General features: G+C 63.2%; 13 protein-coding genes. 7 read left to right on the top strand and 6 right to left on the bottom strand.

Features of this window, described 5'->3' with window-relative positions; translation table 11 throughout:
- The first annotated feature begins 9 nt into the window (after positions 1-9).
- Both IVA95_RS01020 and IVA95_RS01015 read left to right on the top strand, forming a co-directional pair.
- Complete coding sequence (locus tag IVA95_RS01020) at positions 10-711, top strand: hypothetical protein (RefSeq protein ID WP_247508801.1); 702 nt, start codon at positions 10-12, stop codon at positions 709-711.
- A gap of 108 nt (positions 712-819) precedes the next feature.
- The gene (locus tag IVA95_RS01015) at positions 820-1,566 is read left to right on the top strand and encodes a hypothetical protein (protein WP_247508800.1); all 747 of its coding nucleotides are present in this window, start codon (positions 820-822) and stop codon (positions 1,564-1,566) included.
- Between the two features lie 161 nt (positions 1,567-1,727).
- Here IVA95_RS01015 and IVA95_RS01010 read toward each other — a convergent pair whose 3' ends face one another.
- Positions 1,728-1,970, bottom strand: coding sequence for a cysteine rich repeat-containing protein (locus IVA95_RS01010; protein WP_247508799.1), 243 nt, complete (start codon positions 1,968-1,970; stop codon positions 1,728-1,730).
- A 241-nt stretch (positions 1,971-2,211) separates the two neighbouring features.
- Between IVA95_RS01010 and IVA95_RS01005 the strand changes: the two genes are divergently transcribed.
- The gene (locus IVA95_RS01005; protein ID WP_247508798.1) at positions 2,212-2,502 is read left to right on the top strand and encodes a hypothetical protein; all 291 of its coding nucleotides are present in this window, start codon (positions 2,212-2,214) and stop codon (positions 2,500-2,502) included.
- A 192-nt stretch (positions 2,503-2,694) separates the two neighbouring features.
- On the opposite strand, the gene IVA95_RS01000 is transcribed toward IVA95_RS01005, so the two are convergent.
- Complete coding sequence (locus IVA95_RS01000; RefSeq protein WP_247508797.1) at positions 2,695-4,641, bottom strand: ATP-binding protein; 1,947 nt, start codon at positions 4,639-4,641, stop codon at positions 2,695-2,697.
- Positions 4,638-5,315 carry a response regulator transcription factor gene (locus IVA95_RS00995; RefSeq protein ID WP_247508796.1) on the bottom strand — a complete coding sequence of 226 codons (678 nt, stop codon included), beginning with the start codon at positions 5,313-5,315 and terminating at the stop codon, positions 4,638-4,640. The genes IVA95_RS01000 and IVA95_RS00995 overlap by 4 nt, the downstream gene beginning before the upstream one ends.
- Positions 5,316-5,475: 160 nt before the next feature.
- Between IVA95_RS00995 and IVA95_RS00990 the strand changes: the two genes are divergently transcribed.
- The 3 genes from IVA95_RS00990 (at position 5,476) to IVA95_RS00980 (ending at position 9,273) form a co-directional block, all read left to right on the top strand.
- Complete coding sequence (locus IVA95_RS00990) at positions 5,476-6,744, top strand: threonine ammonia-lyase (RefSeq protein WP_247508795.1); 1,269 nt, start codon at positions 5,476-5,478, stop codon at positions 6,742-6,744.
- 411 nt (positions 6,745-7,155) lie between these two features.
- The gene (locus IVA95_RS00985; protein ID WP_247508794.1) at positions 7,156-7,731 is read left to right on the top strand and encodes a TRAP transporter small permease subunit; all 576 of its coding nucleotides are present in this window, start codon (positions 7,156-7,158) and stop codon (positions 7,729-7,731) included.
- 6 nt (positions 7,732-7,737) lie between these two features.
- Positions 7,738-9,273: a TRAP transporter large permease subunit gene (locus tag IVA95_RS00980; RefSeq protein WP_247508793.1), complete on the top strand. Its 1,536-nt coding sequence runs from the start codon at positions 7,738-7,740 to the stop codon at positions 9,271-9,273.
- Positions 9,274-9,480: 207 nt separating this feature from the next.
- Here the strand turns inward: IVA95_RS00980 and IVA95_RS00975 are convergent, their stop codons facing one another.
- From IVA95_RS00975 to IVA95_RS00965, 3 genes are all read right to left on the bottom strand, one after another.
- Complete coding sequence (locus tag IVA95_RS00975; protein ID WP_247508792.1) at positions 9,481-10,593, bottom strand: TRAP transporter substrate-binding protein; 1,113 nt, start codon at positions 10,591-10,593, stop codon at positions 9,481-9,483.
- A gap of 504 nt (positions 10,594-11,097) precedes the next feature.
- A complete protein-coding gene (locus tag IVA95_RS00970) occupies positions 11,098-11,490 on the bottom strand; it encodes a hypothetical protein (RefSeq protein WP_247508791.1) in 393 nt (130 codons plus the stop codon).
- 191 nt (positions 11,491-11,681) lie between these two features.
- The gene (locus IVA95_RS00965) at positions 11,682-12,569 is read right to left on the bottom strand and encodes a helix-turn-helix transcriptional regulator (protein WP_247508790.1); all 888 of its coding nucleotides are present in this window, start codon (positions 12,567-12,569) and stop codon (positions 11,682-11,684) included.
- Positions 12,570-12,661: 92 nt separating this feature from the next.
- On the opposite strand from IVA95_RS00965, the gene IVA95_RS00960 reads away from it, so the two are divergent.
- Entirely contained in the window at positions 12,662-13,354 is a 693-nt protein-coding gene (locus IVA95_RS00960) for an ABC transporter permease (protein ID WP_247508789.1), read from the top strand.
- Position 13,355 lies beyond the last annotated feature (1 nt).

Here is a 13,355-nt window from a genome sequence, read left to right as displayed (position 1 = left end):
GAGACCTTTTTGACCAAAACCATGACTATCGTCGCATTGATCTGCTTTCTCGTGATCGGCGCCGCTGCCACCGCCATTCTCGGCCGCGACAGCGTGCCTGCCGCCCGGTTCGAATCGGCGTCGGCTTCCACCGTCCAGGCGCCGGTCTCGAACAAGGAAGGCAAAAAGGATCGCCTAGCGGTCCTAAGCTACGCCACCGCCGCGGTTGAACCCCAGCCCAGGGATCCCGCGCTGAACGAATCCCTGCGCCGGGCCTATGCCTCGACATCGTCCGTCGATATGGCCATGCCGAAGGAAATCGCGGCCCCCACCGTCCCGCCCACGACATCCACCGCTGCGCCGAGTGCGGCGCCAGCGCCTGCGCCAGTCAAGTCCAAGGCCGCAGCCAAGCCCCAGCCGCAGAAAAACTACGCGCTGCTGAGCGATGGCCAGATCGCCGGCATCAAGGACCGCCTGAAATTGACGGCGTCGCAGGAGTCCTACTGGCCGCCGGTGGAAACCGCGCTGCGCGCCGTCGCCCGCAAGATTCATGCGGGCCGCCAAGCCAACCCGAATGCGACGGGCGTGCCGATCGATCCGGAATCCGCGGAAGTTCAGCAATTGAAATCGGCGGCGATGCCGCTGCTGTTCCAGTTGCGTGAGGACCAGAAGAGCGAAGTGCGCTCGCTTGCCCGCATCATCGGGCTGGAAAAAGTCGCCGCGATGATCTGAGCGTTGAGCGCTGCGATTGCAGCGCCGCCGGTTCCAATTCCCTCACAGTGCCGTGCCGGAACATCGACGGATTCCACGCGTTGCCCGCGTGGATGAGGGAGAGTGACGATGCGCACATCAACCGCTTATTTTGCGGGGGCAGGAACCGTGGTCGTGGCGGTCGCCGCCGGTCTCGGCGGTGGATATCTGGCTGCGAACGTCGTTAGCCCGCCGACGCAGGTCGTCTCCAAGCTGGAACGCAGGATGTCGGCGGAGCCGATACCCGTTTCGACAGCGCCCTCCGAGGCGGTGCCGTATGCCGCGGCGCCGACGGTTGCGGCGAATACCGCTTCCGCGCCTTCCGCGCCGGCCCAGGAGCAGCCGCAGCCACAGCAGCCGCAGTCACAGCCCCAAGCGCAACCACAGCCGCAGACGACAGCCGCAACGCCGGCCGTCAATAATGCTCCCGCCGAAGACAAGAAAGCCAACAGCGTAGCGGCGGCGCAACCTGCAACGTCAGTGCCACAACCTTCGAAACCCGCCGAACCGGCCAGCGAAAAATCGCCCGAAAAGACTTCCGCGCCGCAGGAGGCGTTTGCCAAGGCGCGTGATGCCGATCTCAAACGGGCTGCTGCCGAACAGCGGCGCGCCGAGCGGCGCCAGCGCTGGGCCGAAAAACGCCGCTTTCAGCAGCCCCGCGAGCAGGAACTCGAGGCGGTCGAGGCACGGGTCCGGGAAGTGACCGAGCCGCGGCGGATCAGAATCCGCGAAGAAGGCGAGCCAAGGGGATTCTTTGGCGAGCCTGTTAGAAGCGACATGTTCGCCGAGCCGGCCAGAAGCGAGATGCCGCGGATCAGGCTGTTCGAACAGGAATGATTGATTCTCTTGTGGCGACCGCGAATGTCAGAGCGTGATGACTTCGAACGTCATCGCGCTCCTTTTGTTTGGGCGTAATCGCCTCGTGAACGCTTCGCGTTTGTCCGAGAGAATTCGCGTTTGTCCGAGAGAATAGGTGGCGACCTTCTCGGATCAGGCGTTTAGCCGCCGCGCGATTCCACTACCTTGCGGCAGCCATCCGACAGCTTCGTCTTGTTTGCTTTCAGGCAGGCATTCATCTGCGGCGGCTTGCCGATATGCTCGGCGCAGAATTTTCCGGCATCCGAACGGCAGGCCATCTGCTCCTGGGGAGTGGGGCCGGATTGCGCCTCGGCCAACGAGCCGGCGCCGAGCGACAGGATCAGGGCTGTGGCCGCAGCCACGACATGAATGGATTTCGTCATTGGATCACCTTTCGACGAGAACGTGGGTTGAAAGCGCGCGAAAACTCGTCGAGGTTGCGCCTCCGGTCCATGCCATGTTCATGGCGTCGGAAGCGGGCCGCAAATCACCCCGCGCTCGCCCACACCATTTTCATGGGATGTTGCCAGCCCCCTCGATGGACCATGTACATCTCGCGTCCGGCTGCGGTGACCGATCGGCACATCGCAAAGAGCTGCACGCCCAATTCGGGAGAGATGACACATGTTGAAGAAGACAGGTTGGCTGAGCGCAGGTCTGACGCTCGCGGCGTTTTCGGCCGTGGCTTCCTTTGCAGTCGGCGGCGCAAGCTCTGCCCAGGCTGCAGTGGTTTACTGCAAGACGGTTGGCGTGCCGAAGGGCTGCGTGGCGCGCCCGACGCCGGTCGCGGCGGCTGCGGTCGTGACGCCGGCCGTTGGCGTCGGCGCTGTCGGCGTCGGAGCTCGGGGCGTCGGCGTTCGTCCCGGCACGCCAATGAATCGCGGTGGCCCGGTCAACCGCGTCGGCCGCCGCTGAGGCGTGATAACTTTCGGTCGAAGCCAAGTACTCGCATTATACCCGTCATCCTGAGGTGCGAGCGAAGCGAGCCTCGAAGGATGTGCGGCCCGGCTGGTGGCCGTCGCCCTTCGAGACGCCGCTTCGCGGCTCCTCTGGGTGACGGATCACGAATTCGAACGACTTCGTCAGGCTGCCGCAAACAATAAGACCTCAGCCCACAGCGCCGTCGCTGTCGGGAAAGCGGTGGGGCAAGGTCAGCCTCACGCGCGTACCTTTGCGAATTCCTTGGGCGCAGGAGCTCAGTTCCAGCTCCGCGCCGCAGCGCGCGGCGCGGCTTCGCATGTTACGCAGGCCGCGCGCCGCTTTTATCGCGCCTGCCGCCACGCCATCCGACGTGATCTCAAAGCCCTTGCCGTCGTCCTCGACTGTGATGCAGCCGCGCTCGACGCCATCGGCGCTCGCCAGCGTCTCTATCTTCACTGTAATGCGCCGCGCCTCGGCATGCTTGACCGCGTTGGTCACCGCTTCATCTAACAGCCGCACGATCTGGATGACGTGCCACGGCCGCAGCTCGGGATGAACCGGCAGGCCCTGCGCCGTGACGGCGCGCCAGTCGAGCGCGATGTCATGCGGACGAAGCTGCGCCATGGCGCGTTCGCGCCACGAGCCCAGCGCCAGCATCAGATCGCCGCCGATGTCGTCCATGGAGTCGATGACGAGGCGCAAATCCTTCAGCGCTGCGCGCGCCGCATCGCCGATCCCCGCGCTGCCATTGCCGCGCTCGCTGAGCGCCACGATGCTGACGAGCTGGCCGCCGAGCCCGTCATGCAGGTCGCGCATCAGGCGCGTACGCTCCCGCGCCAGCGCCGCGGCGCGGGCGCGCTCCTCCTCACGGGCGAAACTGGCCTTCAGCTTTTCCTCCGCCTCGCGCACCTGGGTGACGAGGCGGCCGGCAAAGCCATCGACCTGGTTCAGCGCCCGGGCGAACCGCCAAGTGAGCCCCGCGCCGATCGCGACCAGCATCGCCGAATAGGACAGCCGCGCGGTGAAGATGCGGTTGGGCATCATCTGAAACACCGAGAGCAGGTCGACGATCCAGCAGGTCAGCATGATCGTGACCGCGCAGCCGAGCAGGAAGCTCGCGACGTTCTGCCGTTGCAGCGCCGATCGCGCGGTAACGACGGCCATGATGAGAAGGGAGATGCCGACCATCGGTACGGCGAGAACCAGGAAAAGGGCGCGCACCAGCGCCTGATTTCCGAACAGGCCGGCCAGCGCCAATGCGATGCCCGGAATGAAGATGATCCAGGCGTAGCGCTGCCACTTCCAGCCCGAGAGCAGCAGCGCAAAGACCAGCACCAGTGCGCTTTCGATCGGCGCGGAGGAAATCAGGATCACATTGAACCTGGAAAACGCCGTCTCACCCATCGGCGTTTGCAGGAACGCCTGGCCGACACCCACGGCCATCGCCGCCGCCAGAACGCCGTAGGCTGGCTCGTGTCGACGCATCACCCACATGATGCCGAGAATGACAGCCAGAATCGCCTGCCAGGATGAGAACACCACCGGCAACGTCACGAACACCAGCGTTCTGAGATTATAGGTCGGGCGCAACTCTTCATCCGGGCCGACCCAGATGCGATCGAGGAAGCCGGTGATCGGGCCCCAGATGAACAGTCGGATCGAGATGTCGTTGTCGCCATCGCGCAGCACGGAAGCGGGGATCACCGCAATCGCCGGCGTGTTGCGGTCGGGCCGGTTGGCGGCAGGATCGCGCCGGCTGTCGAGGATCACCACATCGTTGACGGTAACCTCGACGCCGTTGGTAAAGCGCGGCAGGAACACCGACCAGGCCTGCGAGGCCTCGCCGGCCGGGCGGACGAAGTGCCCCCTGAAGCGGGGCGGATCGTTCATCGCATTCCGCAACGGCGAGAAGTACGGCAGCGTCACCGCTCGCTCGGCGCCGGCTTCGGTGAGCTGAAAGGCCGTCACCTGATACTGCGCGGGAGGTCCGGGCAGCGATTGCAGAAGTGCCATGATGCAGGCGACGGCGATCACCGCCTGCAGCAACAGATACTGAATGAGCCGGGACGACCGCAGCCGACGCCGCGCGCGGCCGGGCAGCTCCGGTTGCACGTCGTCCCCGTGATCGTTCACAACTTGATCAAGCCCTGCTGGACCGCCTCGAACACCGCCTCGCCCCGGGTATGAACCTCGAGCTTGCGATAGATGCTCTTGATATGCCCGGGCACGGTCTGCCGCGACAGGCCGAGATGGCTGGCGATCTCGGCATAGCTGAAGCCCTTGGCGATGCCCCAGAGAATGTCGATTTCGCGCGGCGTCAGTTTGGCGGTGTTGAGCGCGGGGCCGGGCGGCGGCTCCGGCGTGCTCTGGGTCCGGCGCACGATGAAGCGCGCGATCGAGGCCGAGATCGGCGAATGACCCGCGACGAGGTCGCGCACGGTGGCGGCGATGTCGGTCGGGAACGCGTCCTTGAGCAGATAGCCCGTGGCGCCGACGGTGATCGCCGAAATCACGCTTTCCTCGTCGCCGAGGATCGAGATCACCATGATCTCGGTATCGGGAAAGCGCCGGCGGGTCTCGCGGATCAGGTCGACGCCATGGCCATCCGGCAACTGAAGATCGGTCAGCAGCACCTTTGGCGCGCCTTGCGCGAGACAGGCGCGGGCTTCGGCGAGCGTGCCGGCGGCCCTGACCTGGTATCCGGCCTTGGCCAGTGCATCCTGCAGCCGCCAAAGCGTCGGCGCATCATCTTCGACCAGCACGACCGTGATGGCTTCCGCCTTGGGCCCATCGCTCAATGAATTCATCTGAAAACTCCGGCTGCCTGTCCCTGCAGCCCGCGCAAGTGTAACCCCGTGGCAGCTTTTTGCGACACCCATGTTCATGGGGCGGAATTTTTGCGAGATTCGAGGGAGGCGAAAGGAGCGGAAAAGGCCTATACGATTGCCTCTCAACGAGGCCACCGAAATGCCGAATCCTCCTAAAAATGTACCGCCGACAAACGTCGCTTCCAAGCCCGGCCGCCTTGCGGTCACGCCGGAGGACATCACGGCTGCGGGCGCGTCCATTGCCGGGTCGGTCGTCGTCACCGAATGCGACCAGAGCCGGACGCTGAGCGAGATCGGCGGCTGCAACCTCTGGCTCAAATTCGAGAACCTGCAGTTCACCTCGACTTTCAAGGAGCGCGGCGCGCTCAATCGGCTGCTGGCGCTGTCGCCGGAGGAGCGCCGGCGCGGCGTGATCGCGATGTCGGCCGGTAACCACGCGCAGGGCGTGGCTTATCATGCCAGCCGGCTCGGCATACCCGCAGCCATCGTGATGCCGGTCGGTACACCGATGGTGAAAATCGAGAACACGCGGCGTCACGGCGCGAATACGATCATCTCCGGCAAGACGCTGGAGGAGGCCGGCGAATTCGCGCGCACGCATGGCGAGACGCACGGCATGATCATGATCCATCCTTACGATGACCCGCTCATCATTGCGGGGCAGGGCACCATCGCGCTCGAAATGCTCCGGGCCGCGCCGCAGCTCGACACGCTGGTGGTGCCGATCGGCGGTGGCGGGCTGATTTCCGGCATGGCGGTTGCGGCCAAATCGCTGAAGCCCGATCTGCAGATCGTCGGCGTGCAGGCGCAGCTCTATCCCTCGATGTACAACGCCATCAAGGGCGATCATCTGCCGATGCGCGGTGACACGCTCGCCGAAGGCATCGCGGTGAAGGTGCCGGGCCGCATCACCACCGAAATCATCCGCCGTCTCGTCGACGACATCGTTCTCGTCACCGAAGACCAGATCGAGCGGGCGGTGGCGATGCTGATCGCGATCGAAAAGACCGTGGTCGAGGGCGCCGGTGCCGCGGGCCTTGCCGCGGTGTTGGCCGCGCGGGAGCGTTTTGCCGGCCGCCATGTCGGCCTTGTGCTGACCGGCGGCAATATCGATACGCGGCTGATCGCATCCGTGCTGACGCGCGAACTGGCGCGCGAGGGCCGGCTGACCCAGATCGCGATCGACATCGTCGACCGCCCCGGCCAGCTCGCCGCCGTCTCGGCGCTGCTCGCCGAAGCCGGCGCCAACATCATCGAGGTCTCGCACCAGCGCACCTTCTCCGACCTGCCGGCCAAAGGCACCTTGCTCGAAGTCGTCATCGAAACGAGGGATCGGGTGCATCTCGACGAGGTGATGAAGCGGCTCGGCGAGGCCGGATTCGTCGCGTGGCTGCCGGGGCGAAGGTGACCGTAGCTCTTTCGAGCGAAGCACGTCCACGGACTTGATCCGGGCATGGCGACCGGTTCGCGTAAGGAAAACGCGTCAAAGCAAAAGAGCTGGAGCGTGAAGTCATCATTCAGAGTGGCCGGTTATGCGCGTTGGTGCGCATTTTGGGATCAAGCTGGATCTTGAGTGAGGTCCGGGAAGGACCCAGAACCGACGTTCCGTCCCGGCGGGACGGCTAAGCGGCCGACGTCTCGGATTGTTTTCTGCCCAGTTGTGCATCGCAATCGTGACCAGATCGCTAGCGGTCATTCATCCGCTGGCACCCAGACGGCCGCTAAGCTAACATCGCGATCATTTGAGAGGAGCGGTGGGTCGCACTGGGCGCTTTACTCTTACGGGAAGTCCAAAGCGGACACCGTCTGGACATGCTGCATGGCCAACATTTCTGCTTCGCCAAAGCCCATGCCACCCCGCGGCTATTTGGCCGTCATCCGTAGTATCGACAAGTTCACGGAATTGACCGGGTACCTCTTCGTCCTCTCGATCATTCCCCTGATTTGCGCCAATGTGGTTGAGGTTTTTGCCCGCTACGTCCTGGGGGATCCGACGATCTGGGCCCTCGATGTGACGACGATGTCTTACGCGACCTTGTTCATGCTGGGCTCGGCATTGGCGCTTTTGAAGGGCGCTCACATCCGCACCGATGTACTTTGGGAAAAATTCTCGGATCGCACGAAAGGCATGATCGACAGCCTGGCGTTCCTGCTGTTCTTCCTGCCGACAATGGTCGTGCTGTTCTTCCTCTCGATAGACGATTTCTTGTACTCGCTTTCGATCGACGAACGCGGAAGCTCCGGCGCGTGGACGCCGGTCCTGTGGCCGCTGCGCGGGGTTATTCCGCTGACGGCATTCATGCTGTTCTTGCAGGGTATCTCGGAGCTGATGAAGAGCCTCTGGGCGTGGCGAACCGGCACATTCTTGACCAGGCACGAGAAGATTGAGGTCTGAAGGACCATGAACCCCGCCGAAGCTCTCGGACTTGCCATGCTCGTCGGTATGGTCTTCGTCATCTTCATCGGTTTCCCGATTTCCTTCACGCTGCTGTTTCTCGCCCTTGTGTTTGGTGCCATTGGCCTCGGGTGGGAGCAGACTTTCAATCTCGCCTACCTGCAAATCTGGGGCACGATGAAAGACGAGATCTTTCCCGCCGTGCCGCTGTTCATCTTCATGGGTTACATGACCGAACAGGCCGGGCTCATGGAGCGGCTGTTCGTGGCTTTCCGCAGCGTTCTCGCACCGGTGCGCGGAGCGCTCTATTTGGCCGTGATTCTAACGGCAACTGTTTTTGCGATGGCGACCGGCATCGTGGGCGCCGCGGTGACTGTGCTCGGCATCATGGCCGGATCGATGATGATCAAAACCGGCTACGACGCGCGGCTGTCAGCGGGTGCAATCGCCGCCGGCGGTACACTCGGCATTCTGGTCCCTCCAAGCGTAATGCTGGTAGTCATGGGCCCGGTCATGGGGGTGCCCGTCAATCTGCTTTATTCAGCGGCGTTCGGCCCGGGCTTTCTGCTCGCTGGCTGTTATATTGCCTATACGCTCGTCCGCAGCTTAATCAATCCGAAGCTCGGTCCAGCCATGACCATGGAGGAGCGCCAAGCCACCTATGACGCGATGACCACCGAAAAGGTAGGCGCTCCTGTAGTCGGATTGGGCCTCGTATGCTCGGTCGCAATAGCGTATTTGCTGATCGAGTTGTTATTGAGCCAGGCGCGTGCACCGCGTCTGTCGTTTGCAATCGGTCCGTTCAGCCTGTCTGCCATCGCTTCGGTGTTAGCAATTCTGACGGCTTACCCCTACTTCCGGAACGCCTACTTCCGCGCCGTCATGCTCGGCGTTGCGCCTCTAAGCGCGCTGATCGGATTTACCCTCGGAACCATCGTCAGTGGAGTCGCCACGCCGACCGAGGCAGCCTCCTGCGGGGCTTTCGGCGCTGTCCTCCTTGCACTCTTTTACGGCCGGCTCAGCATGCGGTCGATAACCAACGCGGCCATCGGCACAATGGTGACCTCGGCCATGGTGCTGTTTCTGGCGTTGGCCTCGACGGTTTTCGGCGCTGTCTTCACCAAGCTGGGTACGGCGAACTTGATTACCAACTATCTGCTCGCCCTTCCGCTGAGTGACTGGTGGAAGCTGGCGTTGATCATGGCGATCTTTTTCATCCTCGGCTGGCCGTTCGAATGGCCCGTCATCATCCTGGTCTTTCTTCCGATCGTTTTGCCGGTGGTCGAAAAGCTTCAGTTCGGTTTGAACAAGCTCGACCTGTTGATCTGGTTCGGCGCACTGACCGCCGTCAATATGCAGACGTCGTACTTGAGCCCGCCGGTTGCAATGTCGGCGTACTACCTGCGGAACGTCGTTCCGCAATGGAGCTTGAGCACGATTTACAGGGGCATGTCCGATTATATGGTGATTCAGGTCATAGTCTTGGCGCTGCTGCTGCTGTTCCCGCAAATCGCACTGTGGTTGCCGAACCTCGTCAGGTAAGCGCGATGGGCTGCTTATCCATGTCAAGAAAAGGCGGCCAAGGCCGCCTTTCCTGCTATGTCATCCCTTCGCCAGAGCATGATCCGGAAAAGTGGGTACCGGTTCTCCCTCGGGACAAACGCGAAGCGTTTGCCCGGAGATCATGCTCAATCAAAAACCTGGAGCGCGACGGCGATTCAATCCAATCCCATCGCGTTCAAGGCCGTCTTATTCCTTAACGGGCCAATAATGGTCCGCCTGCAACGCGTAGGGCGGGAACATGAAGCGCTTGGCGGGCACGACCTTGGCGGCATAAGCCTTCTGAGATTCGTAAACTTTCTTGAAGAACGGGTTCTTCGCGGCCTCCGCCGCGGCAAACTCGTCCCAGGCCTTGAGGAAGGCCTGATTGACCTCGGGCGGTGTCGTCAGGAGCTTGACTCCGTGCTTCTCCTTAAACTCTGCGATCGCGTCCGCGTTTTGTCTCTGGAAGCTGGCCCACCAGCGCAGGAATGTCTCTGATGTAGCCGACTTGATGGCCTCCTGGTTCTGCGGCGGCAGGCTGTCCCACACGTCCTTGTTGATCGCGATCTCGGCGACTGAGGCGCTCTCATGCATGCCGGGTGTGTAGTGATATTTCCAGACCGTATGCAGGCCGAGTCGCAGATCCTCGATACCGCCGACCCACTCGGCACAATCGATCGTACCGCGCTCTGCGGCGGGCAGGATCTCGCCACCCGGCATGTTGACGACCGCCATACCCATTTTGGCGTAGAGCTGGGAGACGATGCCGGTCTGGCGGCACTTCATTCCCCTGAAGTCGGGCAGATCCTTGATCGGACGCTTGAACCAGCCGAGCGCTTGCGGGCTCGGCGGAATGCTCGGAAATGCCACCAGATTGAGCTTGAGCTCCTTCTGATAGAACTCGTTCCACAGATCGAGGCCGCCGCCCTCGTAAACCCATCCAATGAAGTCGACGGCATCCATGCCGAAAATGCCGGCCGGCGTATTGGCGAACAGCGTCGCGGTGACGCTCTTGCCGTACCACCAGTAGGAGATGCCATAGGCACCGTCGATCACCTTCTTGTGCGCGCCATCCAGGATTTCGAAGGGCGGAACGACCGCGCCGCCCGGCAGCGCCTCGATCTTGAGATTACCGCCGGTCAACTTGTCGACGCGCTCGGCAAAAAACTTGAGAGCATCGTGCGTGGTGGACGATGGCGGAACCGCCGATTGTATCTTGAGAACTCGGGGCTGTTGGGCGAGCGCTGTGCCCGCGAACGCCAATGTGGCGGAGGTTACTGAGACCAGAGCGACTTTCCTAATAAGCGAACTCATTTTCATTGGACGTCCTCCCTCCCTTTTGCTTTTGCTCCCTTTGGCAGAGTGCGGGCGAGCCAAGGGCGGCCAGCACACGAATAGCCTACAGCGGCGAGGTGCTGTCAGCCAGTGCGGCCCGCTGGAGTTCGTTAGCTGCCAGTAAGATGAACCCGCAGGCCATTAGAACAGCAAGCGAGCCACCCCGGTTCGCGAATAGACCGGACAGCCGCTCGTGGTGGCAAAACGGCCCCCTGGGCAGCGGTCAAGCCGTTCGCACGGTGGGCTGGAAAATTTGAAGGCTGGCGCGGCGCGAGACAAAACCGAGCGACATATGTTGTTGTATTTACACGTTTATTCTGGGAGGGTGACTCCAAGGCGGACATCGGTGCCGCTCACAGCGCGCTCAACTTGTCCGCGCCCAAGTTCACCAGCCGCACCGCGCCAGCCTCGCTGACATCATAACCGCCAAGCTCGGCAGCACGATCGTGGAAGCCTGCCCGGGCGCAAAGTCGAACAGCGCCTGCGGCCCTACCCGCGAATGCGTTGCTCGATGTTGGCAGCCGGTCCCCCCGCGCGCAGGTTACGAGTGCCTGATGGATGCGCTTGTGAGCCCGCGAAGCTTTTCCACGGACCAATAGTTTCGACGATGATGTTAATTCCGGCCACCGCGCTTTCGATTTGGCGCTGCACGCTGTCGACCTCGGATTTTAAGAATTCCTGCATTTTTTGCAGTTCGGAAGCCAGCTTGTGAAGGTCGTCTATCGAATTTGAGGTCAGCCGGGCGACGGAAGTGTTGAATCGCTCGGTGGTGATCTCCAGCGGGCTAGCGGGATTCGATTTCTCTTTGCCGGGTTGGGTCGCCAGCGTCTCCTCCGGCGGAGGCGCTTTCTCGTCGGGTACGGCAGAGGTCGTGGTATCCATCAGTTCCTCCCGTGGTGCCCGCGCCCCGCTGCACTAGGCGTCGTTGAGTCGTTTGGCGATTTGGTGGCGTGGCGGTGGCGATCCGGGGCCAGGTCCCGAGATTTCCGGTTTGCCCCAGTTAAACTTCGACGGTCGCTGCATATCCCTCTTCGGGGCGGACCAGCACGGGCGTCGGTGGCGATCGGAATCCCCTAGTTCACCAGCCGCACCGCGCCAGCCTCGCTGACGTCATAGCCGCCGAGCTCGCCCGCGCGATCGCGGAAGCTCGACCCGCGCATGAAGTCGAACAGCGCCTGCGGTCCCTTCATAAAGTAGTCGCGCTGCCGCATCACCAGGTCGAAGCGCTCCCAGGTCAGCGGCAGGAAATCGAGCCCCGCCGATTTCGCCACGCTTCGCGTCGCGATCCCGCAATCGATGCGGCCGGCGCGGATGGCCTGGGCGATATCGGGTCCGGTGGGGAAGGCGGGCTTTGCCAGTTTCAGATCGTCGAGTGCGATCCCCGCCCGCGCCAGCAGCGCGAGCAGCAGCAACTGCGCGCCGGCGCCGGGTGGGCGCTGCGCCATCCGCGCGCCCGATCTCGCGGTCGAGGCCAAGTCGGTCAGGCCCAGCGGATTACCTGAGGCGACCAGAATGCCCTGCTCGCGCCGGGCAAAGCCGAGCACGACTGCATCGTGCAGGCCCGGCGCATCGGCGACCGCTTCGACATTGGCTCGTTCGTCATCGCCATCCAGCCGATGCAGGTGGATCGCTGCGATCATCACCTCGCCGCGGGTCAGCCGACGCAGGCCTTCCTCGCTGCCTTCGGGCAGGCTGGCAAGGCCGGAATTGCTCTCACGCAGCGCCCATTCCAGCAGCGGATCATGGCTGCCGCCGACGATCGGCGGCGCCGCCACCTGCGCCAGCGCGGCGGGCGAGATCAGGCCGGCGGCTACCCAGCGGTCGAGCGCCGTGCGCGGAAACAGCCAGCGACCGGTCACCTTGCTGCAGGGCACTTCACGGTTCGCCACCAGTTCGTAGAGCTTGCGCTCGGAGAGCCGCAGATACTCGGCCGCTTCGTCTGTCGTGAGGAGTCCCGGCATAGGCACCAATATGCATTTGAATGAAGCTATTGCAGAAATTGACCATACCGTCTCTATCTGCGCAAGATGTACCGCGCTAGTTGGAATTACAAATGCCAGACGACCCGTCCGCCCTTCAACTCGTCCTCAGCGGTGATCCCGCGCTGTTCGCGATCGTGCGGCTGTCGCTCTATGTGAGTTTCTCGGCGGTGGCGCTGGCCGCGCTGATCGGCATACCTTTGGGCGCCTGGGTCGCGCTGACGAGATTCCCCGGCCGCCAGGGCGTCATAGTCCTGCTCAATGCGCTGATGGGCTTGCCGCCGGTCGTCGTCGGCCTCGCGGTGTATCTTGCGCTGTCGCGCTCCGGGCCGCTCGGCGCGTTCGGCCTGTTGTTCACCCCAAGCGCCATGATCGTCGCGCAGACCGTGCTGGTCACGCCGATCATCGCTGCGCTGACGCGCCAGACCATCGAGGATCTCTGGCTCGAATACCGCGACGAACTCACCGCGATGAACCTCGGGCCCCTCGGCCGCGTCATGGCGCTGATCTGGGACGCGCGCTTCAGCCTGGTCACGGCGCTTCTGGCAGGTTTCGGCCGTGCAGCCGCGGAGGTCGGCGCCATCATCATCGTCGGCGGCAACATCGAGGGCTTCACGCGCACGATGACGACGGCGATTGCGCTCGAGACTTCCAAAGGCGACCTGCCGCTCGCCGTCGGCCTCGGCCTCGTGCTGATTTCGATCGTGATCGCGGTCAACGCGCTGGCCTGGGGCGTGCGCCGCGCCGGCGAGCGACTGGCGGGATGAC

The sequence above is a fragment of the Bradyrhizobium sp. 157 genome (assembly GCF_023073815.1).
Taxonomy (GTDB): Bacteria; Pseudomonadota; Alphaproteobacteria; order Rhizobiales; family Xanthobacteraceae; genus Bradyrhizobium.
This window is presented reverse-complemented; position numbering and strand designations above follow the sequence as displayed.